The 23,648-nt window shown below is 63.8% G+C and carries 26 protein-coding genes and 1 pseudogene; 10 read left to right on the forward strand and 17 right to left on the reverse strand.

Annotated features, from left to right (window positions below):
* Positions 1 to 112: 112 nt before the first annotated feature.
* The 4 genes from A9K65_RS27845 to A9K65_RS27860 form a co-directional block, all read right to left on the reverse strand.
* Entirely contained in the window at positions 113 to 556 is a 444-nt protein-coding gene (locus A9K65_RS27845) for a DUF1284 domain-containing protein (protein ID WP_024502643.1), read from the reverse strand.
* Positions 553 to 1,146: a biotin transporter BioY gene (locus tag A9K65_RS27850; protein ID WP_013532828.1), complete on the reverse strand. Its 594-nt coding sequence runs from the start codon at positions 1,144 to 1,146 to the stop codon at positions 553 to 555. The genes A9K65_RS27845 and A9K65_RS27850 overlap by 4 nt, the downstream gene beginning before the upstream one ends.
* Before the next feature lie 107 nt (positions 1,147 to 1,253).
* Entirely contained in the window at positions 1,254 to 1,922 is a 669-nt protein-coding gene (locus A9K65_RS27855; RefSeq protein WP_013532829.1) for a GntR family transcriptional regulator, read from the reverse strand.
* 105 nt (positions 1,923 to 2,027) lie between these two features.
* On the reverse strand, positions 2,028 to 3,044 hold the full coding sequence (locus A9K65_RS27860) for a polyprenyl synthetase family protein (RefSeq protein ID WP_013532830.1): 1,017 nt from the start codon (positions 3,042 to 3,044) through the stop codon (positions 2,028 to 2,030).
* A 201-nt stretch (positions 3,045 to 3,245) separates the two neighbouring features.
* Between A9K65_RS27860 and A9K65_RS27865 the strand changes: the two genes are divergently transcribed.
* The 6 genes from A9K65_RS27865 (at position 3,246) to moaB (ending at position 6,943) form a co-directional block, all read left to right on the forward strand.
* Positions 3,246 to 3,470 (forward strand): DUF2007 domain-containing protein, encoded by a 225-nt coding sequence (locus A9K65_RS27865; protein ID WP_013532831.1) that lies wholly within the window; start codon positions 3,246 to 3,248, stop codon positions 3,468 to 3,470.
* On the forward strand, positions 3,470 to 4,270 hold the full coding sequence (locus tag A9K65_RS27870; protein WP_013532832.1) for a methyltransferase: 801 nt from the start codon (positions 3,470 to 3,472) through the stop codon (positions 4,268 to 4,270). The genes A9K65_RS27865 and A9K65_RS27870 overlap by 1 nt, the downstream gene beginning before the upstream one ends.
* Before the next feature lie 79 nt (positions 4,271 to 4,349).
* Positions 4,350 to 5,213, forward strand: coding sequence for a S49 family peptidase (locus A9K65_RS27875; protein WP_013532833.1), 864 nt, complete (start codon positions 4,350 to 4,352; stop codon positions 5,211 to 5,213).
* 83 nt (positions 5,214 to 5,296) lie between these two features.
* Complete coding sequence (locus A9K65_RS27880; RefSeq protein WP_013532834.1) at positions 5,297 to 5,482, forward strand: membrane protein; 186 nt, start codon at positions 5,297 to 5,299, stop codon at positions 5,480 to 5,482.
* A 20-nt stretch (positions 5,483 to 5,502) separates the two neighbouring features.
* Entirely contained in the window at positions 5,503 to 6,402 is a 900-nt protein-coding gene (locus A9K65_RS27885; protein WP_064995117.1) for a 4-(cytidine 5'-diphospho)-2-C-methyl-D-erythritol kinase, read from the forward strand.
* Positions 6,389 to 6,943 carry a molybdenum cofactor biosynthesis protein B gene (moaB, locus tag A9K65_RS27890; protein ID WP_024502637.1) on the forward strand — a complete coding sequence of 185 codons (555 nt, stop codon included), beginning with the start codon at positions 6,389 to 6,391 and terminating at the stop codon, positions 6,941 to 6,943. The genes A9K65_RS27885 and moaB overlap by 14 nt, the downstream gene beginning before the upstream one ends.
* A gap of 20 nt (positions 6,944 to 6,963) precedes the next feature.
* On the opposite strand, the gene A9K65_RS27895 is transcribed toward moaB, so the two are convergent.
* Entirely contained in the window at positions 6,964 to 7,938 is a 975-nt protein-coding gene (locus A9K65_RS27895; protein ID WP_064995116.1) for a hypothetical protein, read from the reverse strand.
* A 143-nt stretch (positions 7,939 to 8,081) separates the two neighbouring features.
* On the reverse strand, positions 8,082 to 8,606 hold the full coding sequence (locus A9K65_RS27900) for a glycosyltransferase (RefSeq protein ID WP_013532838.1): 525 nt from the start codon (positions 8,604 to 8,606) through the stop codon (positions 8,082 to 8,084).
* 149 nt (positions 8,607 to 8,755) lie between these two features.
* Between A9K65_RS27900 and A9K65_RS27905 the strand changes: the two genes are divergently transcribed.
* Both A9K65_RS27905 and A9K65_RS27910 read left to right on the forward strand, forming a co-directional pair.
* Positions 8,756 to 9,910 (forward strand): PA0069 family radical SAM protein, encoded by a 1,155-nt coding sequence (locus A9K65_RS27905; protein ID WP_064995115.1) that lies wholly within the window; start codon positions 8,756 to 8,758, stop codon positions 9,908 to 9,910.
* A gap of 152 nt (positions 9,911 to 10,062) precedes the next feature.
* The gene (locus A9K65_RS27910; RefSeq protein WP_064995114.1) at positions 10,063 to 10,764 is read left to right on the forward strand and encodes a ribonuclease HII; all 702 of its coding nucleotides are present in this window, start codon (positions 10,063 to 10,065) and stop codon (positions 10,762 to 10,764) included.
* A gap of 271 nt (positions 10,765 to 11,035) precedes the next feature.
* Here A9K65_RS27910 and A9K65_RS27915 read toward each other — a convergent pair whose 3' ends face one another.
* The 7 genes from A9K65_RS27915 to A9K65_RS27945 form a co-directional block, all read right to left on the reverse strand.
* Positions 11,036 to 11,527: a F0F1 ATP synthase subunit B gene (locus A9K65_RS27915; RefSeq protein ID WP_013532841.1), complete on the reverse strand. Its 492-nt coding sequence runs from the start codon at positions 11,525 to 11,527 to the stop codon at positions 11,036 to 11,038.
* A 10-nt stretch (positions 11,528 to 11,537) separates the two neighbouring features.
* Positions 11,538 to 12,137 (reverse strand): F0F1 ATP synthase subunit B, encoded by a 600-nt coding sequence (locus tag A9K65_RS27920; RefSeq protein ID WP_013532842.1) that lies wholly within the window; start codon positions 12,135 to 12,137, stop codon positions 11,538 to 11,540.
* A gap of 63 nt (positions 12,138 to 12,200) precedes the next feature.
* Positions 12,201 to 12,425: a F0F1 ATP synthase subunit C gene (locus A9K65_RS27925; RefSeq protein ID WP_006206606.1), complete on the reverse strand. Its 225-nt coding sequence runs from the start codon at positions 12,423 to 12,425 to the stop codon at positions 12,201 to 12,203.
* Positions 12,426 to 12,510: 85 nt separating this feature from the next.
* Positions 12,511 to 13,269, reverse strand: coding sequence for a F0F1 ATP synthase subunit A (locus A9K65_RS27930; protein ID WP_013532843.1), 759 nt, complete (start codon positions 13,267 to 13,269; stop codon positions 12,511 to 12,513).
* 59 nt (positions 13,270 to 13,328) lie between these two features.
* Positions 13,329 to 13,736, reverse strand: coding sequence for an AtpZ/AtpI family protein (locus A9K65_RS27935; protein WP_013532844.1), 408 nt, complete (start codon positions 13,734 to 13,736; stop codon positions 13,329 to 13,331).
* 254 nt (positions 13,737 to 13,990) lie between these two features.
* Complete coding sequence (locus tag A9K65_RS27940) at positions 13,991 to 15,175, reverse strand: cell wall hydrolase (RefSeq protein ID WP_064995113.1); 1,185 nt, start codon at positions 15,173 to 15,175, stop codon at positions 13,991 to 13,993.
* A 144-nt stretch (positions 15,176 to 15,319) separates the two neighbouring features.
* Entirely contained in the window at positions 15,320 to 16,609 is a 1,290-nt protein-coding gene (locus A9K65_RS27945) for an MFS transporter (RefSeq protein WP_064995112.1), read from the reverse strand.
* A gap of 120 nt (positions 16,610 to 16,729) precedes the next feature.
* On the opposite strand from A9K65_RS27945, the gene A9K65_RS27950 reads away from it, so the two are divergent.
* A complete protein-coding gene (locus tag A9K65_RS27950) occupies positions 16,730 to 17,638 on the forward strand; it encodes a LysR substrate-binding domain-containing protein (protein WP_064995111.1) in 909 nt (302 codons plus the stop codon).
* Between the two features lie 32 nt (positions 17,639 to 17,670).
* Here A9K65_RS27950 and der read toward each other — a convergent pair whose 3' ends face one another.
* A complete protein-coding gene (gene der, locus A9K65_RS27955; protein ID WP_064995110.1) occupies positions 17,671 to 19,104 on the reverse strand; it encodes a ribosome biogenesis GTPase Der in 1,434 nt (477 codons plus the stop codon).
* The gene (locus A9K65_RS27960; protein ID WP_064995109.1) at positions 19,101 to 19,766 is read right to left on the reverse strand and encodes a tetratricopeptide repeat protein; all 666 of its coding nucleotides are present in this window, start codon (positions 19,764 to 19,766) and stop codon (positions 19,101 to 19,103) included. Before A9K65_RS27960 ends, der begins: the two co-directional genes overlap by 4 nt.
* Before the next feature lie 212 nt (positions 19,767 to 19,978).
* Here A9K65_RS27960 and A9K65_RS27965 point away from each other — a divergent pair.
* Positions 19,979 to 20,986 (forward strand): annotated as a pseudogene (locus tag A9K65_RS27965) (polysaccharide deacetylase).
* A 33-nt stretch (positions 20,987 to 21,019) separates the two neighbouring features.
* Here the strand turns inward: A9K65_RS27965 and sbmA are convergent.
* A complete protein-coding gene (gene sbmA, locus A9K65_RS27970) occupies positions 21,020 to 22,279 on the reverse strand; it encodes a peptide antibiotic transporter SbmA (protein ID WP_013532851.1) in 1,260 nt (419 codons plus the stop codon).
* Between the two features lie 113 nt (positions 22,280 to 22,392).
* The gene (locus tag A9K65_RS27975; protein ID WP_064995108.1) at positions 22,393 to 23,553 is read right to left on the reverse strand and encodes a YbfB/YjiJ family MFS transporter; all 1,161 of its coding nucleotides are present in this window, start codon (positions 23,551 to 23,553) and stop codon (positions 22,393 to 22,395) included.
* Between the last annotated feature and the right edge of the window lie 95 nt (positions 23,554 to 23,648).

The following is a 23,648-nucleotide window of genomic DNA, read 5'->3' on the forward strand; positions in this document are numbered from 1 at the left end:
ACAGGCACCAGTTTCCGCTCTTGGGATTTCGGCCATGGCCCTACGCGGCGCCGAATATATCACAGATTCGACCGCTGAGGCTCCGCTTCGACCGCGAAGGGTCGGGCCAATATCAGCCCTCGCCTGGCGAGGCAGACCGCTGCACCAGCGTGTCGCCGTAGCCGCCGGCCGCTATCGTGCTGCACAGTTCGTTCCATTCGCAGCCGCCGCAGGCCTTGCGTACACGGCCAGCCGAAAAGGCCTGCCGCATCCGGCCCAGCATCGCAGCATCGAGATCAAGACGGGCGCCGACGCGGATTGGCCGCGCCAGCAACTCGCCCACATCCTGCGTGGCGAGCCGGTCCCGCTCGACGACACTCTCGTTGAGGCAGTGCGGTTCCAGCTCATCAAGCAACGGGGCGCAGACATCGTCCGGGCCGGAAACGAGGAGGATGTCCTCGCCCCGGCTCAGGCGCTCCGCGACGCGATCATAATTGGCGGTGAAGGCGGGGCTGTATCCTTTGCCCACATAGGTGAGCAGGCAAAGGAGGTGATGGGCGCGCAGCCTGATCGTCACGGATTGACCAGCTTGGCCTTACCGCCGGGAAGGGCCATGAGGGTCGCGGCACCCAGCGCCGACTTGAGCAAGCCGCCGACGATGAACGGCAGGAAGCCGAAGGTAACGGCCTGTTCGGCTCCAATCATGACGGCAAGCCATGCTGTGCCCAGCACGAGGCAGGCAAGGTTGCCAAGCAGCATGGCGACGAAGGCAAGCATCACCCTTTTGCCGTTCCAGCCGCGTTCGGCCAGCCAGCCGACCAGTGCGCCGACAAGCGGGAAGGCGAAGAGATAGCCAGCCGTCGGCCCGACGAAATGCGCCGCACCCGCTGCCCCTCCGGACAGAACCGGAAAGCCGACCGCACCCTCGACCAGCCAGGCGGCGATGGTGAGCGCGCCAAGCCGCCAGCCATAGAGCGCGCCGATCAGTGTCACCGCGAAGGTCTGCATCGTCACCGGGACCGGCACCATCGGCACTTCGACGTAGGATGACAGCGTCAGGAACAGGGTGCCGAGCACGACGGCTCCGACCTGCCAGGCAAGGGAACGATCCTGAAGCCGGAGCGGACTGAACGACGGCTTGCTGGGTGAGAATGCGACGTCTGCCATTGGGATTCCTTCGATCGATTTCAAATTATAGATAATTTCTGTTTTCGATCTATTATCGAATCCACACTTCCCTGGAGATTGCAAGCCCTGGCTTTGGCGGAGGCCGTCTAACCTACGATGGCGAAGGCTTCGCGCGTGGTCCCTGAGGCCGTCCTTACCGGCTTGCGGCCAATCCATTGGACGTGCCGCCCCAGTGTGACGGCCGCCGATTCGGTGTTTCCCTGCCGCAAGGCGGCGAGGATCGCGCGATGGTCCTGATCGGTGCGCGTCTCCCACTCCGAACGCCATGCCGCGAACAGGAAACGGGCGCTTGCCGCGTGCAGATCGTCGATGGTGGCGAGCAGGCGCGGCATGCCGCATGGCGCGAGGATCAAGCGGTGGAAGGCGCGGTTGGCTTCCTCCCACGACCTGACATCGCGGGACTTGTCGCCGGCCTTGGTCGCCTCATCGGCGAGATCGAGAATGGCCGATGTCAGATGCGGCGCGGCGTGGCGCAGCGCCAGCACTTCAAGGGCGGCGCGCATTTCGGCGACTTCCTTGACCTCGCCCAGATCGAAAGACGCGACACGCACGCCGCGGCGCGGCTCGCCGTTGGCCAGCCCTTGCGCCTCGAGGCGGCGGAAGGCCTCGCGCACCGGAACATGGCTGGTTTGGAATTCTTCGGCGATATGATCCTGCCGAAGCCTGGCCCCCGGCTCGATCGCACCGGAAATGATGCGGTCCGCCAGAACCTTGCTGATGCGCACCGCGATGGTGTCGTCTGTGCCCTTTGCCATGTTTTATAGATAATTTGCGGCAGGGCGGCTTGTCGAGACGGCGGGACCGAATTCCTAAACTTCCTCTTAGCGCAGGCCAGAGGTAGCGTCGCGAAAGTCCAGCCTTTAGTTGACCCGGCTGATGCAGAAATCGATGACGTCGATCAGCGCCGATTTCTGCGGCGTCGCTTCGAGCGGCGCCAGCGCGTCGCGGGCAATCTCGCCGAAATGGCGGGCGCGTCCGATCGTGTCGGCAATGGCGCCGTGGCGGGTCATCAGGCCGGTCGCCTTTTCCAGGCCGGCGTCATCGGCGACATTGTCCTCGATGGCGCGCTTCCAGAAGGTGCGCTCGGCCTTGGTGCCGCGCCGATAGGCGAGAATGACCGGAAGCGTCACCTTGCCCTCGCGGAAATCGTCGCCGACATTCTTGCCCAGATCCTTGCTGGTGCCGCCATAGTCCAGCGCGTCGTCGATCAGCTGGAAGGCCAGGCCGAGATTCATGCCATAGGAGCGCAGCGCGGCGCGATCGTTGCGCGTCGCCTGGGCGATGACCGGGCCGACCTCGGCAGCAGCCGAAAAAAGTGCGGCGGTCTTGGCCTTGATGACGGCGAAATGCTCGTCCTCGGTGGTTTCGAGGTTCTTGGCGGCGGCGAGCTGCATGACCTCGCCCTCGGCGATGATGGAGGCCGCACTCGACAGGATATCGAGCGCTTCGAGCGAGCCGACATCGACCATCATGCGGAAGGCCTGGCCGAGCAGGAAGTCGCCGACCAGAACGCTTGCCTGGTTGCCCCAGATCATGCGGGCGGTCTTCTTGCCGCGGCGCATGCCGCTCTCGTCGACGACATCGTCGTGCAGAAGCGTCGCGGTGTGCATGAATTCGACCGAGGTGGCGAGCTTGACGTGGCCCTCGCCGGCATAGCCGAACATCTGGGCTGCGGCCAGCGTCAGCATCGGCCGCAGCCGTTTGCCGCCGGACGAGATCAGATGGTTGGCGACCTCCGGGATCATCTCGACGTCGGAGCCGGCCTTGGACAGGATCAATTCATTGACGCGCCCCATATCGGCGGCAGTCAGATCGATCAGATCCTTGATGGAGGCGGGCTCCCGCTTCCCGTTTTCGATGTTGAGAACGACACCCACGACAATCACTCCCGTCTTGGTATAGAGCGTGCGACGGCACCCTTAGTCCCTGTATGGACTCTAGGGCGGCGGACATGGGCACGGCAAGTGGCGAATTGGCGCGGCGGCGGCGACAGAATGTCAACGACCCCCAAGGGAACGGCTCTGCCCCGGAATCCCCTGCCCGTTTACATCAATAGCGCAAACTGCGAGTTTCATACGATGATAGAACTAGTCCGCACCAACGATGCCGTGATCATTTCCTTTGTCGAATCGCTGATGCGCGACGCCGGCATTGCCTGCTTTGTCGCCGACCAGAATATGAGCATTCTCGAAGGGTCGATCGGCCTTTTGCAGAAGCGCGTCATGGTCGACGCCGACCAGGCCGACGCGGCACGGCGCATCCTGACGGATGCCGGCATCGCCAACGAAATCCGCGGAAGATAATGTCCGCCGCGCCCGCCGCCCTTGTCCCGGACACGCCGGCCCATACGGTCGACGCTTTCCATCGCGGCCGGTTCTGGCTGGTGCAGCCCAAGCAAGGCGGTCATCGCGCCGGCATGGATGCGATGATGCTGGCGGCCTCCGTGCCGTCCTCTCTTGCCGGTCGTCTCGCCGATTTCGGTGCCGGTGCCGGGGCCGCCGGCCTGGCGGTGCTGTCGCGCTGCCCGGCCGCTGAGGCGGTGCTTGTCGAACGCGCGCCGGAAATGGCGGCCTTCGCGGCAGCCACCCTTGCCCATCCCGGCAATGCCCATCTGAGCGATCGCGCCTCCGTGCTGGTCGCCGATGTCACCGTATCGGGCCGGGCGCGGGCGGCCGCCGGCCTCGCCGACAATGATTTCGACTTCGTCATCATGAACCCGCCCTTCAACGCTCCCCGGGACCGCGCCTCCCCCGATCGCCTCAGAAAAGAGGCCCATGTCATGGAGGACGGGGTGTTCGAGAGCTGGATCCGCAGTGCGGCGGCGGTGGTCAGGCCGCGCGGCGGGCTTGCCGTGATCGCCCGCCCCGAACAGCTCGGCGCCATTCTCGATGCGATCGCAGGGCGCTTCGGCGATGCCGAAATGCTCGCCGTCCACCCTCGCCCAGACGCCGCGGCAATCCGCATCGTTGTGCGGGCAGCGCTCGGGGCACGGGGAAAGCTTGCCATCCGCCCGCCCCTGATGCTGCACGCGCAATCAGGCAACGGCCCCGACGAGCGCAGCGAAATGATCACCAACGGCCTCGCCTCGCTGTTCGGAGATTGAGCTATTCTGCCTGGCCACATTGCCGTTGGCCGGGAAATCCCTACATGCCTGCAACCTATCGACCGGAGACCACGCCCTCGTGAAACGCCTTATCAACCGCCTGCTGCCGAAATCCTGGCGCTCCACCGTCGTCACCATTCCGGTCATCCGGCTGCACGGCACCATCATGGCAGGCGGTGGCCAGTTCCGGCCGAGCCTGTCGCTGGCCTCCACCGCTGGCCTCATTGAGAAGGCGTTTTCCTACGACGCCCCGGCAGTCGCCATCTCGATCAATTCGCCCGGCGGCTCGCCGGTGCAGTCGCGGCTGATCTTCAAGCGCATCCGTGACCTGGCCACGGAAAAGAACAGAAAGGTACTGGTCTTCGTCGAAGACGTGGCGGCGTCGGGTGGCTACATGATCGCGGTTGCCGGTGATGAGATCTTCGCCGACCCATCCTCCATCGTCGGGTCGATCGGCGTGGTCTCGGCTTCGTTCGGCTTCCCGGAACTGATGAAGAAGATCGGCATCGAGCGACGCGTCCACACCGCCGGCCAGAACAAGGCGGTGCTCGACCCGTTCAAGCCCGAGAAAAAGGAAGATGTCGAGCGGCTGAAGGCGCTGCAGCTCGAGGTGCACGGCACGTTCATCGACCTCGTCAAGGAGCGGCGCGGCTCGAAACTGAAAGACGACCCGGACCTGTTCACCGGCCTGTTCTGGACCGGCATCAAGGGCCTTGAACTCGGCCTGGTCGATGCGCTCGGCGACATGCGCACGGTGCTCAAGACCCGTTTCGGGGCAAAAACCCAGCTCAGGCTGATCACGGCGCCGCGCGGTTTCCTCAGCCGTTTCGGCCTGTTCGGCTCAAGCGGGGGCTTTTCAGCGCCTGATATCGCAGCCGCCGCCGCCAGCGGCCTGATCGATGCGGCGGAAGAGCGCGCATTGTGGTCTCGCTTCGGGCTTTGAAAACCCGGCAAAAGCGTCTAGCATGAGAGCTTAACCGACCCGACCGGCCGCCTTCGCCGGCCCAGCGTGGGAGGAGTTTTGGCATGCCGCAGATCATTTTCTTCGCCGTCGTTGGCGTCGCCGCCTATTTCGGCTACCGCACCTTCATTAGGGAAGCCGAGCGCGTGACCGCCAAGGTGCGGCGTACCGAAAAGCAGACGGCCAACGGCGCGATGGGCACTTTGGTCAAGGATCCGAAGACCGGCGAGTACCGGCTGGCCAAGGACTGAGCACCATTTCGCAGACCATTGTGGACACCGACATCGGGTCGCGTAGCTGGCACGCGCACGCCAAGATCAATCTTGCGCTGCATGTCACCGGCAGGCGACCTGACGGCTATCATCTGATCGAGAGCCTGGCGGTGTTCACGCGGTTTGGCGACAGGGTCGAAATCGCGCCTGCCGACAGCGATGAATTTACCGTGTCCGGCCGCTACGCCCCGGCGGTTCCTCTCGACGCCAGCAATCTGGTGCCTAGGGCGCGCGATGCCCTGCGACAGGCGGTCGGGCACGAGAGAACACCGCCGGTCGCTATCCGGCTGGAAAAGAACCTGCCGGTCGCCTCCGGCGTCGGCGGCGGTTCGAGCGACGCGGCGACCGTGCTGCGCGGGCTGGTGGAGACATGGGGCCTGGATATAGACGGCGCAGAGCTGGCGCGGATCGGCATTTCGCTCGGCGCCGATGTGCCGATGTGCCTGGCGGCCAGACCTCTGGTCGCGCGCGGCATCGGGGATGACCTGTCGATGGTGCCGGATTTTTCGGCGCTTGGGCTGGTGCTGGTCAATCCAGGCATGCCGGTCTCGACGGCCGAGGTCTTCGCAGCGCTTTCGCGTCGTGACAACGAAGCCTTGCCGCCGCTGCCGCGCAGCATCGATTTCCACAGCCTGCGCAACTGGCTGGAGATCACCCGCAACGATCTCGAGCCCGCCGCGCTGGCGATGCAGCCCGCGATCGGCAGGGCGCTTTCCTGGCTGAACAAGGCCGGATCGGGTTTTTCACGGATGTCCGGGTCCGGCGCCACCTGCTTCGGCCTGTTCGAGACCGGCAATGTCGCCAAGCGCGCCGCCGCCGAAATCCGCGGCCGCCAGCCCGACTGGTTCGTCGCGGCGACGCGCAGCGTCGCATCGGAGGGATCGGATGGCCAGAATTGACGAGAGCCGCTCCTTCATTCCAGTGCGCATCGCGGTGCTGACCGTTTCAGATACGCGCAGCCTCGCCGACGACAAATCCGGCCAGACCCTGGCCGACCGCATCACCGAGGCCGGCCATATGCTGGCGGCCCGCGATATCGTCACCGACGATCGGGAAAAAATCCGCGACACGGTTCTGGCGTGGTCGCGGGACAAGAATATCGATGTCGTCATCACCACCGGCGGCACCGGTTTCACCGGCCGTGACGTGACGCCGGACGCGCTGGAGCCGATCTTCGAAAAGCGCATGGATGGCTTTTCGGAAGTGTTCCACCGGATCTCCTACGACAAGATCGGCACCTCGACGATCCAGAGCCGGGCGACCGGCGGCGTCGTCAACGCCACCTTCGTCTTCGTGCTGCCGGGTTCGCCGGGAGCCTGCAAGGACGCGTGGGACGGCATCCTGAAGGCACAGCTCGACTACCGGCATATGCCGTGCAACTTCGTCGAGATCATGCCGCGCCTGGACGAGCATTTGCGGCGCGGCAAATCAGCTCCGTAAAGCCGAGGCAAGCGTCGCTCTCAGCGGATGACCGGCTCGCCATGAAACCGCCGGCGCGACGGCGGCGAGACGCCGAAGCCGACTTCCATCATCAGTCGCGGCGTGCGTGCCGGCACGGTGCCCATATGGAAGCCAAAAGGGTCCTCGACGAAACCGAGACCGGCCTCGCCGGTCAGCGTCACCGGGCTCTGCTCGCCATAGACATCCAGGACCTGTTGCGCGGGGTGGCCAACCAGAAGCGTGAGCTGGTGCTTGAGGCTGCGGCGCTTGTGGCTGCCCCTGACATAGACATGCGGACCGGTGTCGGCGTCGACCGGCTTGAGGTAGAAGAAGAATTTCAGCATGCGCCAATCATCGAGGTCGAAATGATACTTGCCGAGCGAGGCGAGGTTCTTGTCGGCGTCCGAAGCGGCACCGGTTGGAAAACTCCACCAGACGCGCGTCGTGATCAGTTTTGCCTGGCCGCCGAGATAGTGCGCGGCAATATCCAGAAGCAGCGGATCGCGCTGGATGGCAAGCGCCGCCGGGCAGTCGAGGATGCGCTCGAAAAAATGCCCGCTGAGCAGCGAGCGGCCAAGGCGTTTCTCGGCCTCGGCATGTTCCCCCGGCATGAATTCGAGACGGCGGTCGAAATTGCCGAAGCAAGGCGTGCGCCCGGCGAAGTCGGCGATCTCTTCATGGATATCAGGCGGCAGGACCAAGCCTGAGAACAGCCCGTCGAAGCGCAACGCATCGACGACCGCTCCCCGTTCGACACCGGCAAACATCGTATCCCCGGCATTGGCGACCGGGCGGGCGCGTTTTGCGCCCAGCCAATGCATGCGGCGTCCAGGCATTGTGCGCGCCAGCACGAACATCGGCAGCCAGGCGGGGTTTTCGCGCAGGTCCTTGAGATAGGTCGGAATGCGCACCGCGATGCGTCGCAACAGACTGCCGTCGCGCGCAATAGCCTCGAGACTGGCCGCGCCGGATGTGTCGGGGGTTGAAAGCTTCATTGGGTCCTCGGCTATGAGAGCACCACCGATGCCGCATCGGTGCTCGCCACTCGGCATGTCCCAAACCCAATTCCCGCTTGAACGGAAGCTAACCCCGCGTCAGATTTTGTGCAATGCACAATGGCCTGAGCAGCTGCAAAAAATCATGTCGAGGAGCGGCGTTCCTGCTTGGCGGGCGCCATCCAGATCTCGGCGTCGAGCCGCTTCGTTGCGAGGCCGCGGGCGATGGCCTCAGCACTGCCGGCACTCTTGGCCGCGGCCGCCGCCTGACGCTTGCTGATCAGCAATCCGTCGGCCAGGGCGCGGTTTCCCGAAAAGACCCGTGCCAGGAATGGCGTGCGGCTGGCCCGCGTGCGCGAAAACCGTGCGGCCATGGTCTGCCTGGCCGTATGCGCGACAACCTCATCGATCCAGCCCTCCACCAACCGCGCGCCCGGTTCCAGGAGCAGCAACCAGTCCCCCTTGGCCTGGCGGATGCCGGCAGCGACACCGCCGGTCACGTACTGACAGCCGGCATGCTCGGCCACACGATGCGTCTGGTCGGTGGAGCCTGTGTCGCAGACGATGACTTCACGCACCACGCCTTCGACCGCGCCGCCAATCAGCGAGGCGAGCGTGCGGGCGAGGCCCTCCTCGTCATTGCGGGTTTCGATGAGAACACTAAGCATCCTTAGCCGAATAGCGGAAAGCGCCGCACAGCGCCAGTTTTGCATCGCACCATAGAAAGTTCTTGCTTTGTTCTCATCGATGAAATAGGAATAATTTCATGAACAGAGCGATTCGACACAACACGGACAGTCCCTGGGAGCGGGCGAAAATGGAACAGATCGTGCGCGCCGACATTGCAGCTTTCGGAGCAGGAAGAGCCGAGATGGCCAATGCGATGGTCGAGCAGAGCGGCATGCGTGTCCGCCCGGACCGCAACCGCGGCAGGTCGGCCGGCATCAACCCGTCCGGCCGATTCGAGCCAGTCAGCCGGCACGTGTTCGACGATGGCTGGAATTCGCTGGAAGAACTGCCCCCCTTCAAGACCGAAGTGCAGATCGAGAAGCCGCGCACCATCATCACCCGCAACGAATCGCCCGACATTTCCTTCGACCGTTCCATCAACCCTTATCGCGGCTGCGAGCATGGCTGCGTCTATTGCTTTGCCCGCCCGACGCACGCGTTCATGGGCCTGTCGCCGGGTCTGGATTTCGAATCGAAGCTGTTCGCCAAACCTGATGCGGCGCGCTTGCTCGACAAGGAGCTTTCGAAGGACAGCTATCAGCCGCGCACCATCGCCATCGGCACCAACACCGACCCCTACCAGCCGATCGAGAAGCAGTACCGGATCATGCGCGAAATCCTCGAAGTGCTGGAAGCGCGCGGCCATCCGGTCGGCATCGTGACAAAGTCCGCCCTGGTGACGCGCGATATCGATATCCTGTCGCGCATGGCCGAACGCGGGCTCGCCAAGGTGGCGCTGTCGGTGACGACGCTCGACCGCATGCTGGCGCGCACCATGGAGCCGCGCGCGTCGACACCGACCAAGCGGCTGGAAGCGATCCGGCAGCTTTCGGATGCCGGCATTCCGGCGTCGGTCATGGTGGCGCCGATCATTCCGGGCCTGACCGATCCGGAGATGGAACGCATCCTCGATTCGGCACGTGCGGCCGGCGCGCGCGAGGCGGGTTATGTGATCCTGCGGCTGCCGCTGGAGGTCAGCCCGATCTTCAAGGACTGGCTGCTGCGCCATTATCCCGACCGTTACCGCCATGTGATGTCGCTTGTCCGCTCCATGCGTGACGGCAAGGACTACGATTCGGAATGGGGCAAGCGCATGAAGGGCGCCGGTCCCTATGCCTGGCAGATCGGCCGGCGCTTCGAGATCACAGCCAAGCGGCTTGGTCTCAATGCCGAACGGCGCACGCTGCGGACCGATCAGTTCGTTGCCGCCGGGAAAGACCAGGTGCAACTGACGCTGCTTTGAAGAGACAATTCGTCGCGATGGTTTGATCCGTCGCGCACCAAGAATCCCGTCCGGCCTGCCCCGGCCTGCAGACGGTGCCCTCCCGGTCCGGCGCCCCACCCGACCCGGAGGGACTTGCGGAGAATCGGAGCCGATGCGAACCTCGCCGCAACATGGCTCGCGCGCGTTCTGATTCTCCGCCTCTCTTTGAGATCATCGAGAAGCCCGACTTCTCCTTCGAGACGAAGGCGATGGCGGAGGGCCTGTGGCCGGTCGCCGGGATGGACGAGGCAGGCCGCGGCCCCCTGGCCGGGCCGGTGGTCGCCGCAGCGGTGGTGCTCGATCCCGCCAACATTCCCGACGGCCTCAACGATTCCAAACGCCTCAGCCATTTACAGCGTGAGGCCCTGTTCCTGCGCATTCTCGGCTCCGCACAGGCGGTCTCGATGGCCTCCATCAGCGCCGAGGGCATCGACGGCAGCAACATCCTCAAGGCAAGCCTGGAAGCCATGCGGCGCGCGCTGGTAGGGCTGTCGATCCGGCCGAAGCTTGCGCTTGCCGATGGACGCGACGTGCCGCCGGGACTGCCTTGTGAAGGGCGCGCGCTGATCAAGGGCGACCAGCGTTCGCAGTCGATCGCCGCCGCCTCGATCGTTGCCAAGGTCATGCGCGACCGCATGATGTGCGGCTGCGGCAACCATCACGACCGCTACGGGTTCGAAGTCCATATGGGCTACGCCACGGTTCGCCATCGCACCGCGATCGAAGCGCATGGCCCGGTGGCGCGGCTGCACCGCGTGTCGTTTGCGCCATTCCGGCTGGGTGGGGCCGAGGTGGACGTGGTGGAAGAAGAGAGCTTCGCCGGGCTGGATTGAGCGACGACGACAAGCCACTCTCCCCCTTGTGGGGGAGATGTCCGGTAGGACAGAGGGGGGCGCTGTCCCGCCGGCTTCTCAATCGATTGCAGTTATGCCCTCAGGCTTGTCCCGATAGACCTTAGGACAACAAAGGTTAGCGTTCCTTCACGCCCCCCTCTGCCCTGCCGGGCATCTCCCCCACGAGGGGGGAGATTGGCAGCTTCAGCGCCGCAACAAAAAAGCCGCCGGGTTGCCCGGGCGGCTTTCGATGACTGGCTAGACGAACCGCCTAATTCAGCTTCGACTTCACGTCCGCGAGCGAAGCCTTGAACAGATCTGCACCGGCCTTGGCGTCGATCTTGCCGGCAAGCAGCGCGCGTGCTGCCTCGACGGCGATGTCGACGGCGCTGGCGCGCACTTCGCTGATGGCATCACGCTCGGCCTGACCGATCTTCTGTTCGGCAAGCGCGGTGCGCCTGACGACATAGTCCTCGGTCTTCTTATGCGCGTCGGCGGCAAGCATGTCGGCTTCGCGCTTGGCGGCAGCGACGATGTCGGCGGCCTCCTGCTCGGCTTCCTTGCGCTTGCGCTGGTACTGGCCGAGCAGCTGCTGGGCCTCCTCGCGCAGCCGGCGCGCTTCGTCCAGTTCATTGCTGATCCTGGCGGCACGGGCGTCGAGCGCCTTGGCGATCATGCCAGGCACCTTGATGTAGACGGCAACGCCGAGGAAGATGATCAGGGCTATCGTGGCCCAGAGCGTCGCGAGAGATGTGTAATCCATGATGCGCTCCTCACCGGGCCACGGATTTGACCGCAGCCGCGATCTCGGCCTTGCTGGCCTTGCCGCCAACCAGAGCCTCGACGATCGCCGAAGCGGTGTCCTCGGCGATGCTGCCGACTTCCTTCATGGCATTGGCCTTGATGGAAGAAATGCGGGCTTCGGCTTCGCCAAGCTTCGCGTCGAGCGCAGCCTCGACCTTCTTGCGAGCGGTGTCGGCCTCGGCCTTGGCAGCGTCGTTGGCCTGCTGGCCGATCGCGTTGGCCTTGGTCTTGGCTTCCGCCAGTTCCTGCTCGTAGGCAGCAACGGCGGCGTCGGCCTCGCCCTTCAACCTGGCCGCCTGGTCGAGGTCCTGCGTGATGCGATCGTTGCGGACATCGATGATGCCGCCGACGCGCGGCATCACCACCCGCTTCAGGAAGAGATAGAACAGCCCGAAGGTGATCGCCAGCCACAGAAGCTGCGACGGGAACGTCGCCGGATCGAATGGCGGAAACGTGCCATGCGCTTCAGCAGGCACGCTGGTGCCGGAATGCGTGTCGCCTTCCGTCGCAGCGTGGCTGGTATCGGCTGATGGCGCGGACTCTTGCGCAAAGGCAGATGTCACGAACATGGACTATCCCCGAAATTCAGGCCCGCCGCTTGCGCGGCCGGCCTGTCCAATCTTCCCGAGTGCTCAGCCGAACAGGGCCAGAAGCGCGATGAGAAGCGAGAAGATGCCCAGAGCTTCGGTCACGGCAAAGCCGAAGATCAGACGGCCGAACTGGCCATCGGCGGCCGACGGGTTGCGCAGTGCGCCCGCCAGGTAGCTGCCGAAGATGTTGCCGAGGCCAATGCCCGCGCCACCCATGCCCAGGCAAGCGATGCCGGCGCCGATGTACTTTGCTGCTTCTGCGTCCATTTGTTCAACTCCTTTGGATCTAAAATTCCGTTGCGATTCCATCCGGCGCCAATGTTGGAAATCTTTGGGCCGGAAACTTTTGGATCTAGTGCCCTGGATGCAGGGCGTCGTTGAGATACATGCAGGTCAACACGGCAAAGACGTAAGCCTGCAGGAAGGCGACCAGCAGTTCCAGTGCCGTCAGCGCCACCGCCATCGCCAGAGGCAGGATCGAGCCGGCGACGCCAACCGCGCCGAGCGCGCTCAGGCTGACGACGAAGCCGGAGAACACCTTCAGCGTGATGTGGCCGGCGAGCATGTTGGCGAACAGACGAACCGAGAGGCTGACCGGGCGCGACACGAAGGAGATTACTTCGATCAGCACCACGAGAGGCAGCAGGAAGACCGGCACGCCGTGCGGCACGAACAGTTTCAGGAAGCCAAGACCATGCTTCATGAAGCCGTAGACGACCACGGTTGCGATCACCAGCACGGCAAGGCCGAAGGTGACGATGATGTGGCTGGTGACGGTGAAGAAATAGGGGAACAGGCCAAGCAGATTGGCGACGAGCACGAACATGAACAGCGAGAACACGAGAGGGAAGAACTTCATGCCCTGCGTGCCGGCGGCGTCGCGCAACATGTTGCCGACAAACTCGTACGCCATCTCGGATACCGACTGAAGCCGCCCGGGAACCAGGCTGCGGCTCGACGTCGTGAGAAACAGGAATCCAGCCGCGACGATCACGGTTGCGACCATGAACAGCGCCGAATTGGTGAAAGACAGGTCATAGCCGCCGATGTCGATCGGAATCAGCTTGTTGATATGGAACTGGTGGATCGGATCGACCTTGTCAGCTGCCACGTTCAAACCCCGTCAATGCCGCGTACGGCCTCGTTACCATTACCGCACATGGTGCGCGGTCATTTCTTGTCGTCTTGGCCACGGCGCGATTTATCGCCCTGTCCAAATTCTGCCACGACGCCGGCGGAACGCATCACATTGAGCACTCCGGCGCCAAAACCAAGCAGCAGAAACACGATCAGACCCCATGGCGATGTCCCCGCCAAACGGTCGATGACCCAGCCGATGCCGGCACCCACCACCACCCCGGCGATAAACTCGCTGGAGAGTTTGAGCGCCTGACCATAACCGGCCACACTGCCCGCTTTCGCGTCGTCTTTCCCCTCGAGCCGGCCCGGCCGCCTTGTCGCAAGCGAAGCTTCAAGGTCACGGCGGCGGCGCTCAAGATCGTCGTCGCGGATGTCGGGTTCATGCTGATTGCCGCGGCCGGTTTCTCCGGTTCCGTCTGGCCCATTCTTGTCGGCCATCGCAACCCCCCTGCCCGGTCAGACCGTCACCGTCCGTCCGCTTCTAAAGTCGCCGGCAACATAGTTAGAGGGTTTGCGCCCGTCAAGCCACGGGCGGAAGTTCATTGCCATGTATTTTAGGCAATGAAATCAATGAATTACGAAGGTGCGACATCGTGCCCGCCAGGATGACGAGGATGCATGGCGCGAATCCCCCGCGCAATGGCTCTTTGATCGGCTGCGCGCCACATCAAGGATCAGCGGCTGCTCCGCACTCAGCTCCAGCCGCCGCCATAGGTCCGATAGAAGATATGCAGGCCGATCTTGGTCATCTTCTGCATCGTGCGCGCCCAGCCGGGATGGACATATTGGGCATAGTAGTGGGTCGACGATCCGACTTCCGGAATGAAGATCTTGCCGGCGGTGACGGCCATGGCGATCTCCTGGGCGGTCTTGTAGGCGGCTGGGCTATCGATGCGCTTCTTCCTGCCGTCGCAGGCGAAGGAGAACTGGCAACGGTTGAACCAGCTGTCGTTCTGGTAGACGACGCCGCAGATCGAATTCGGATAGGTCGGATTGCGGACGCGGTTGAGGATGACCTGGGCGACAGCGGCTTGGCCGCGCACGGATTCGCTCCTCGCCTCGAAATAGATTCCGTTGGCAAGGCATGCCTGCTCCTTCTTGGAGAAGACACTCGCCGGCAGCGGGTTCTGGATCCACGAATGATCGCCCTTGGCCATCGGCGGAATGAAGCGGCCCTCATTGGGCTGCTCGTCCTGAAGCAGGGCCTCGAAGGGCGATGCCTTGGCATAGTCCGGCTCGGATTGCGCATAGGCGGTGGCCAGCACATCCGGATGGTCGTTGTTGACCAGCGCCGCCAGTATGGCCGGCATGCCGGGATCCGGCTTCTTGTCCTCGCGCACATGGAATGCGGCGGCGATCTGGATTTCCTTGCCTTTGATCTGCGGCTTGGCGAAAGCCATTTTCAGGCCGCTGTCCATGCTGGGTCGCAGCAAGGAGGACGTGCGCTCGAAGATCGAGCCGGCGTTGAAGTTCTTTGGCGGTGCGACGGGAGACATCTGGACGATGCGCCCTTTCTTCTCGGCGCGCATCACGCGGTCCTCATCGGGCGTGGCGCTGACCTTGCCGCCCTTGCCGCGAAACGACACGTTGCCGACACCGGCCAGGTGGACGCCCGATCCGGAAATGGAGCCGGTGACATCGGAATCGACAAAGGGCATCTCGGCCGCGTGGGTCGATCCGGCGACGGATTTCTCGACATAGGAATTCCAGCGCGTGCTCGATGCTTCGAGGCCGGAAACGAGGCTCGTCATGTCCTGATAGGCGGCGACGGTCGGAAAGCCGATCCAGATGCCGAAACCGATGACGAGCGGACCCAGAAAGCCACGTTTTCTCTCACCGGCGGCGGCAACCAGCCGCTTCAACACACGTCGATGCACGGAACTCTCTCCAGGAACGCTACAGACCCCACTGGAGAGCAAAATGATGCATTAACCTTGATGGGACGTTAACGGATTCGATCGGGTTTTCCCGGTCGGCCCGAGGTCGTGGTTGCGAAGTCGGGCGATTTTGCGGCCGACTATTCAGGCCGGACGCAGGAAGATCGGCCGGGCGATCAGCGCGCAGATGGCGGCCGCCAGCCAGACGCCGGACCAGGACCAGAGGTGCAAGAGCCCCGGAATGGCCACCGGCACCAGGAAGAAGCCGACGAAAACAAAGGTGTTGGCAAGGCTGAGCGCGGTTCCGACATGGCCGGCGCCGGCAAGGGTGGCAAGCTCGGTGTAGGCGACGCCGTGCCAGGCGGAGACAGAGATGCCTGCGACAATAAGCACGACCGGAAGAACCGCCGACCAGATGAGCTGGCCGCCCGGAATGGTTGGGCCGAACAGGACCAGCAGCCAAAGCATGGCGAAGGCAAGGGCGCTGAACGCGCTGCACAGGCGAAGAAATTGGCGGCGGTTGCCATAACGGTCGGTGAAGCGGCCGCTCCAGATGCGCATGACCATGGCGCCGATCTGCACCGCGGCGAGGCTGGCACTGATTGCCGCCGTTCCCAACCCAACGAAGTCGTGCAGGAATACGGAGGCGAAGGTGAGCACGGCCACCTGCGGAAAGCAGAGCAGGCCGATGGCGGTCGCGATACGCCAGACGTCGCGATTGCGCAGCGGCGCCGGTCCGGCCACAGCCGAAGCGGGATGGCCCTCGCCCGCCGTCGGCGGCTCGTGCAGCCAGCGCCAGGCGAACAGGGCAGACAGAGCGGATGCACCCGCCAGGACCCCGAACACCGCGGCAAAGCCGAAAGCCAGCGCAAGCGAGGGCAGCACGAGCGCGCCAAGGCCGCCGCCAAGCGGCACCGCCGTCTGCCTGATGCTCATGGCGAAGCCGCGCTCGTTTTCCCGGAACCAGCCCATGATGGCGCGGCCGCTCGAACCGTTGACGCTGCCGCCGAGCAATCCGGTGATGAATAGGCTCGCGGAGAGCAGCGTGACATCGGGAGTACCGGTCCTTGTCGGCACGACCAGCATCGCCATGACCAGGAGCCACGCCGCCGTCGCGCCGAGCCCGATCAACAGCACGCGGCGGTCGCCCCAGCGATCGGTGAGCAAGCCCCAGGGCAGTTCGCTGAGCGCGACCCCAAGCCCGAGAAGGCCGAGCGCCAGACCGAGTTCGGCATTGCCTAGGTGATAGCCCTGGCGAAGAACGACCGCCGTCGCCGGGATGCCGGAGAACGTAGCCGAGAAGGCGGCATTGGCGTCAACGCCGATGCCCAGGACTTTCCAGCGATGGCCCGGCGTGAACACCCTCCCGGTGGAACCGGTATCTTCCAGAAGTTCCGACGGCTGCCGGTCGGTGCAATTGACAATGGCGGACATGACTTCATTTCCCGTGCTGGCCAGCGGTCCGGCCTTGACGATCTGTCCCTACCGCCATAATTTCATCCTGAAAATCAGGAAGTTTTGAACTTACAATCCTGAAAATCGGGACTTCCCAACATGCGACGTATAACATTCGACCTCGACGTCCTGCGCAGTTTCGTCACCGGCATGGAGCTGGGTAGCTTTGCCAAGGCCGCTGACCGGCTTGGCCGGTCGACGTCGGCGGTCAGCGCGCAATTGAAGAAACTGGAAGAACAGGCGGCGACGCCGATCTTCCGCAAATCAGGACGGGGCCTCGCTTTGACCGAGGCCGGCGAGACCATGCTCGGCTATGCGCGCAGGCTGATCGAATTGAATGACGAGGCGGCATCCGCCATCCACGGTGTCGAGCTGGAAGGCTGGGTACGGCTCGGCTTGCAGGAAGATTTCGGCGAGGCGGCGCTGCCGGACGTGCTCGGCCGATTTGCCCGGGCGCACCCCAAGGTGAAGATCGAAGCCAGGATCGCACGCAGCCACGACCTTGCCGAAAGGGTCCTGTCAGGCAGCCTCGATATCGCGCTCGCCTGGCACTGCGGCGAAACGCTGCCCTACAGCCAGCATGTCGCCGATGTGCCGATGCGCTGGATCGGGCCGGCAAAGCGTATCGAGACCAGCCTGCGCAACAGTGAGCCGCTGCCGCTGGTGGCGCTCGAAGCGCCATGCCTTCTGCGCACGGTGGCAACCGAAACGCTCGACCGCGCCGGCCTGTCGTGGCGGATGGCCTTTTCCAGCCCGAGCCTTGGCGGCATCTGGGCAGCCGTGGCGGCGGGGCTGGGGCTGACAATCCGCACCGACATCGGCCTGCCGGCCAGCGTCAGCGCGATGACGCCGGAGATCGCTGGGCTGCCGGCATTGCCCAAAATGGCGTTGGTGCTGCATCAGAAGGATGCTGAACTGGATCCGGTGGCAGCGCGGCTGGCCGACATATTGCTGCAGGCGGCGTTGCAGGCGCTGCCACGGGACGAGCGGTTGAAGGAGGTCGCTTAGACAGCCGGAACAGGTATCCAGCGCCCGACCGCTTATTTACGCTTGTTCGACCTGCCGGCGAATGGATTGTCCGACGTGCGCAGCGCGATGCGGATCGGCACGCCGGGCATATCGAAGGCTTCGCGCAGGCTGTTGGAGAGATAGCGGACATAGGATTGCGGCATCGCATCGGGCCGCGAGCACTGGACAACGAAACCCGGCGGCCGGGTCTTGGCCTGGGTGACGTATTTGACCTTCAGCCGGCGCCCGGCCACGGCAGGCGGCGGATGGTGTGCCAGGATGCCTTCCAGCCAGCGGTTGAGCTTGCCGGTCGAGACGCGGCTGTTCCACACCTTGTGGGTCCTGATGACGGCATCCATCAGCTTGTCGAGGCCGCGCCCGGTCTCGCCGGAGACAGGTACGGCCTGCAGGCCGCGCGCCTGGGGAAGAAGCCGTTCCGTCTTCTCGCGCAGTTCGGCCAGAAGCTCCTGGGGATGGTCGATCAGGTCCCATTTGTTGAAGGCGATCACCGGCGCCCGCCCTTCCCTGATGATCAGGTCGGCGATCTGCAGATCCTGCTTCTCGAAGGGAATGGTGGCGTCGAGCACGATGATGACGATCTCGGCGAAGCGGATGGCGCGCAGGCCGTCCTGCACCGACATCACTTCGAGCTTTTCGTGAATCCTGGCCTTGCGGCGCATGCCGGCCGTATCGAACAGCTTCAGGCGGCGGCCATGCCAATCCCAATCGACCGAGATCGAATCACGGGTGATGCCGGCTTCCGGTCCGGTGAGCAGCCGTTCTTCGCCGATCAGCGCGTTGATCAGCGTCGACTTGCCGGCATTGGGACGGCCGACGACGGCGATGCGCATCGGCTTGGTGTCGTCATAGGTGTGCTCGGCATCCGGATCGGCGATATCCTCGCCGATCAGCACCTCGCCGGCAGCGATCTCTTCGTCTTCGCCATCTTCGTCTTCGCCGAAGGCGCGCGCTTCGCCGAGCGCGCCGATCACGGCGTCGCGCAAATCGGGCATGCCCTGGCCATGCTCGGCCGAAACCGGGATCGGCTCGCCAAGGCCGAGCTCCCAGGCTTCCAGCATACCGCCCTGGGCGCCCTTCGCCTCGGCCTTGTTGGCGACCAGCACGACCGGCTTGCCGGACTTGCGCACGATCTCGGCGAAGGTCCTGTCGTCAGGCAAAAGGCCGGACTTGGCGTCGATGGTGAAGAAGATCAGGTCGGCCTCGCGGATAGCGATCTCGGTCTGCGCACGCATGCGGCCGGGCAAGGTCGAGGCACCAGCGTTCTCGAAGCCGGCGGTGTCGATGACATCGAAATGCAGGTCGTAGAGCTTGGCGGCGTGGACGCGACGATCGCGGGTGACGCCCGGCGTGTCGTCGACAAGCGCCAGCTTTCTTCCCACCAGCCGATTGAAGAGAGTCGATTTGCCGACGTTAGGTCTGCCGATGATGGCGACTTTGAAGGTCACGACGCACTGCCCGACCCGCGGATCAGCTCGGACATCAACGTTGCGCGCTCGCGGGTGTTGCGCGGGGCGCCGTCGTCGGCGGCGATCTGGTCGAACAGTTTCAGCGCATCCTGCGTCTTGCCTTCCTTCCAGGCGGAAAGGCCGAGCGCCTCGCGCGCCGTGTGGCGCAGCGTGTTGGTGTCGGATGTCAGCGCTTCGACACGGCTGGACACGTCGGCGAACGAGCCATGGTCGACGAGCAGCAGCGCTGCCCGCAGCCGCGCCATGTCGCGAATGCTCTGGGGAATGGCCGTGTCGGCGGCGACTTCGTCGAAATCCTTGACGGCGGCGGGAACGTCGCCCTTGTTCGCCTTGACGGTCGCGCCGCGCATGCGGGCGAGCAGCGGATAGGCGCCGTAGCCATCCTTCTCCAACTGATCGAGCGCGGTCAGCGCCTCATCGTTCTTGCCGTCATTGGCAAGCTTCAGCGCCTGCGAGAACGCATCGCCCGAGCGGTTGGCGCGCGTCTCGTCCCAATAGCGATAGCCGACGAAGGCGGCGGTACCGAGCACCACGAGGACCGCAACGACAATCAGGGCTGGGCCAAAACGGTCCCACAGCGCCTGCGCCTGTTCGCGACGGATCTCGTCGTTGACTTCACGGATAAAACTGTCGTCGGACATCAAATCAAACCATTCCTGCCCGGTCGGGCCTTTGTCAGCCCGCGTTTTAGCGAAATTTTGCCGGCATGGAAGGGGTTCAACCGGAAAATCGCTATTGTCCGGGGCAAACGGATGTTTGCCCCGGACGAGCAGCCGAAGAGGCCCATCGCACCCGCGCCACATTTAGGCGATAGCCGGCTTGCAGACGTTCCCCGAGTTAAGATCAGATTCCTATGCTTCGTCCGTTCCGCGTTGTTGCGTTTTCGCTTGCCGCGCTCGTCACTGCCGGCGTGGCTCTGGCCGACCCGCCCGCGCCACCGGTGCCGGCAAAGCCCAAGCAGGTCGTCATCATCTCGTTCGACAGCGCCCGCGACATTTCGCAGTGGAAGCGCAGTCGAGCACTGGCTGAGCGCACCGGGGCACATTTCACCTATTTTCTGTCCTGCGTCTTCCTGCTGTCGACGGAAACACGCAAGGAATACACCGCACCCGGCAGAAGCGCCGGGAAATCCAATATCGGGTTTGCCGCCTCGAAACAGGAAGTCACCGACCGGCTCGAGCAGATCGGGCTTGCCGCGCATGAGGGCCACGACATCGCCAGCCATGGCTGCGGCCATTTCGACGGCAAGGACTGGAGCAAGGCCGACTGGCTGAAAGAGTTCGGTTCGTTCGAGCACATTCTCGAGAACGCCTATGCCATCAACGGCATTGCGCCCGAGCCTGAGGGCTGGCGCGATTTCGCACGGCATGCGGTTGTCGGTTTTCGCGCGCCGTATCTGTCGACGGGCAAGGCGCTCTATGAAGCGCTGCCGGCCGCCGGCTATCAATTCGACGCCAGCGGCGTCTCGCAGGGCCCCGCCCGACCGACGGCCAGCAACGGCGTCATGCACTTTTCGCTGCCGCAGATTCCAGAAGGACCGAAGTCACGGCCGGCGATCGCCATGGACTACAATCTCTATGTCAGGCATTCCGGCGGCTTCGAACGGCCAAGCCAAGCGGGCGAGTTCGCCAACCGGACCTATGATGCCTTCCGCGCCGCCTTCGACAAGCAGTATGCCGGCAAGCGCATTCCGCTGGAGCTCGGCTTCCACTTCGCGCTGATGAATGACGGCGCCTACTGAAACGCGCTGGAGCGTTTTGCCGGCGATGTCTGTGTCAAGGCCGATGTCGAATGCATCAGTTTTCGCGACTATGTTTCGCGGCAGGATGCCGGCCAGAGGCAGGTCTCAGTCGGCGGCTGAGCCGCCAACCCGGTTCGTTTCCAACCTCGATCTTTAGGCCGGATCCTCAGCGCCCTGCCTTGCCAGATAGCGCTGGTCGATATCGGGCAGCGGCTCGCCTTGCAGCGTCGCCTCGAAGGCGCGCAGGCGCTTGTGGACCGATTGCAGCTCGACGATGGTCGACCAGGAGGTGAGCAGAAACTGCAGTGAACCGGTCACCTTGCCGAATGCGTTCGAAATCTGGTTCAGCGCGCCGAACGTGATCTTGTGCGCCACCAGCGAGGGACCGAGGATCAGCAGCGAGAAAATGTTGTCGGCCTGCAGGTAGGTGTAACGGACGACGTTGAAATAGATGTAGTGGAAATAGAGCCTGAAATAATTGTGGCGAACATTCTCGAACAGCTCGGCCGTGGTGGCCGGCTGGGCCCGGTCCGCGTGATCCTCGCCGTAGACGAGTTCCTTGCGGTAGGCTGCCTCAACGCGCTGGTTGCGGAACTGCAGCCCTGGAAGTTTCAGACCTGCAACCATGACCGAGATCGTCCCGAACAGACACCAGGCAAGGGCTGCGACAACCAATGGCTGTGGAATCGCGCCGATAATCGGCAACTCGGTGATATGGGCCTGCAACTGGATCATGACCGGCAGGAATGCGATCAACGTCATAATCGACTGGACGAAGCTGGAGCCGAGATCTTCCATGATCTGCGAGAACCGCATCGTGTCTTCCTGGATGCGCTGCGAGGCACCCTCGATGTGGCGTAGCCTGCCCCAATTCTCGACGAAGTAGTTGTTCATCGCCGTGCGCCAACGGAAGATCCAGTGACTGACGATGAAGGCGTTGACCACCTGCACATTCATGCCGACCAGGGCGAGCCACGAAAAATCAGCCAATCCGATATAAAATTCGCTGTTGGTCGACTTTCCAGTCCCCGACATCAGGCCCTGCACATAGTCGAAGAAAGGCCCATACCAGGCGTTGACGGCGACACTGACCTGCACATTGAAATAGATGAAGAACAGAATGACCGCGGTCATCAGGATCGACCAGCGTTGCCACGGATGCGGCGAATACCAGCTCCAGAATGCGTAGAAGACGAGCACGCAGAACGCGAAATAGAGATAGAACCAGAGGAACGGCTTCGATACGAGGATGGCGATGCCGATGATGGGCGGCGCGCCGGCCGCGGCGGGCGGCAATCCGAAAACCGTACCTAATTGTTCACCACCGAAGAACCAGAACAGGATCGCCGCAAGGCTCCAGACGGCGGCCGAAGTGAAGAACAGCTTCGGCTGCGGGAAAAAGGATACGAACACTGTGGCGAATTCCTCGATCTAGGCGCAAATCAGCTGACGACAGCGGGCATAAAGTCACACATTAGTGGGAAAGAAAATGCCCGTGCCCGATGCCCGGCACAGCAAGCCCACAATCATGGCGATTTTGGCGCAGCCGACCATGTGATGGCGCCGGAGACGACCAGCACGATCGCGGCTGTGATCGAGGCGAGGAAGAAATCGCCGGACATCTGCGCCAGAAACCCGGCGGCGACCGGCCCGATGATCTGGCCAAGGCCGAACGCAGCCGTCATCAGGGCGAATATCCGCCGCGGCGCGCTTGGCGCCTGCTGCCGGGCGGCCTGCAGGCCAAATGCGGTGATGGCAATGAAGGTGCCACCGAGCAGCACGCCGGAAAGCAGCGGCCCGGTGGCGCCGCCGATGGCGACGCTGGCGGTGACGCCGGCAACTTCGATGAAGCACGCCAGCGCATAGGCGGCATAGAGGCCGGTGCGGGCCGCGACCTTCTGCCAGAGCCAGACTGAGGGAAAGCCCGCAAGACCGGCGACCATCCACACCATGGCCTCGAAGACGCGGCTGCCGCCGCCTTGCCGGACGATGGCGACCAGGAATGTCGCCGTCACCACATAGCCAAAGCCGAACAGGCCGTAGGCGACGATGACCTTGACCGACGACCGGTCCATCCGCAGTGCCGGCTCGCGGGTGACTTCGCCGTTGCCGAGCGGACCCTCATTGGCCAACAGCGCAACGAGGACGAAACCACAGGCCGAAATCGCCGCCGACCACAGCCAGCCTGCAGCCCAGCCCGAATGCTCGGCGACCAGCACCGCCATCATCGCCGCCGATGCCGCTATGCCGAGCCCGACGCCGCCGAAATGCCAGGCCTGCAGGTCGTTGCGACCGGCAGCCGCGATGTGGCTGAAAACGATGCTGGCCATGAACACCATGACGAAGGCGCTGGCCAGACCGGCCAGAAAGCGGATAGCGAGAAAGGCCGCCATCGCTTCGGTCAGCCCCATCAGCGCGGCAAGGACCGTACTGGCGCCAAGCCCCGCCAGCATCAGCAGGCGCTCGCGCCCATGCGCCCAGCCGCCCGCCGCTGCCAACGCGCCGACGAGATAACCGAGATAATTGGCCGACGCGATCCAACCGGCATCGGCAGGCGACAGATGCAGTTCCTGCATCATGCCGGGCAGGATCGGCGTGTAGACGAAACGGCCGATGCCCATGGCAACCGCCATGGCAATCATGCCGGCGAAGGCGAAACGCAGCGCTGTCGAGGTGGCTGATGTCATTGCACTGCACAATAAGTGCAGGGGTCGCTGAAACAATCGCCATCTGTTGGGCCAGCGCGTGCGCGGGACGTGGTGCTCGCCTCGACTTTCCTCAA

The sequence above is a fragment of the Mesorhizobium sp. WSM1497 genome, from assembly GCF_001672455.2.
GTDB classification, from domain to species: domain Bacteria; phylum Pseudomonadota; class Alphaproteobacteria; order Rhizobiales; family Rhizobiaceae; genus Mesorhizobium; species Mesorhizobium ciceri.

Coding starts and splice junctions, on each gene's coding strand:
- A9K65_RS27945 (WP_064995112.1), bottom strand. CDS start 16,609: ATGTCCGCCATTGTCAATTGCACCGACCGGCAGCCGTCGGAACTTCTG.
- A9K65_RS27900 (WP_013532838.1), bottom strand. CDS start 8,606: ATGCTTAGTGTTCTCATCGAAACCCGCAATGACGAGGAGGGCCTCGCC.
- A9K65_RS27910 (WP_064995114.1), top strand. CDS start 10,063: ATGGCTCGCGCGCGTTCTGATTCTCCGCCTCTCTTTGAGATCATCGAG.
- A9K65_RS27865 (WP_013532831.1), top strand. CDS start 3,246: ATGATAGAACTAGTCCGCACCAACGATGCCGTGATCATTTCCTTTGTC.
- A9K65_RS27925 (WP_006206606.1), bottom strand. CDS start 12,425: ATGGACGCAGAAGCAGCAAAGTACATCGGCGCCGGCATCGCTTGCCTG.
- A9K65_RS27935 (WP_013532844.1), bottom strand. CDS start 13,736: ATGGCCGACAAGAATGGGCCAGACGGAACCGGAGAAACCGGCCGCGGC.
- A9K65_RS27975 (WP_064995108.1), bottom strand. CDS start 23,553: ATGACATCAGCCACCTCGACAGCGCTGCGTTTCGCCTTCGCCGGCATG.
- A9K65_RS27920 (WP_013532842.1), bottom strand. CDS start 12,137: ATGTTCGTGACATCTGCCTTTGCGCAAGAGTCCGCGCCATCAGCCGAT.
- A9K65_RS27850 (WP_013532828.1), bottom strand. CDS start 1,146: ATGGCAGACGTCGCATTCTCACCCAGCAAGCCGTCGTTCAGTCCGCTC.
- A9K65_RS27905 (WP_064995115.1), top strand. CDS start 8,756: ATGGAACAGATCGTGCGCGCCGACATTGCAGCTTTCGGAGCAGGAAGA.
- A9K65_RS27950 (WP_064995111.1), top strand. CDS start 16,730: ATGCGACGTATAACATTCGACCTCGACGTCCTGCGCAGTTTCGTCACC.
- A9K65_RS27855 (WP_013532829.1), bottom strand. CDS start 1,922: ATGGCAAAGGGCACAGACGACACCATCGCGGTGCGCATCAGCAAGGTT.
- A9K65_RS27960 (WP_064995109.1), bottom strand. CDS start 19,766: ATGTCCGACGACAGTTTTATCCGTGAAGTCAACGACGAGATCCGTCGC.
- A9K65_RS27895 (WP_064995116.1), bottom strand. CDS start 7,938: ATGAAGCTTTCAACCCCCGACACATCCGGCGCGGCCAGTCTCGAGGCT.
- A9K65_RS27880 (WP_013532834.1), top strand. CDS start 5,297: ATGCCGCAGATCATTTTCTTCGCCGTCGTTGGCGTCGCCGCCTATTTC.
- A9K65_RS27870 (WP_013532832.1), top strand. CDS start 3,470: ATGTCCGCCGCGCCCGCCGCCCTTGTCCCGGACACGCCGGCCCATACG.
- moaB (WP_024502637.1), top strand. CDS start 6,389: ATGGCCAGAATTGACGAGAGCCGCTCCTTCATTCCAGTGCGCATCGCG.
- A9K65_RS27915 (WP_013532841.1), bottom strand. CDS start 11,527: ATGGATTACACATCTCTCGCGACGCTCTGGGCCACGATAGCCCTGATC.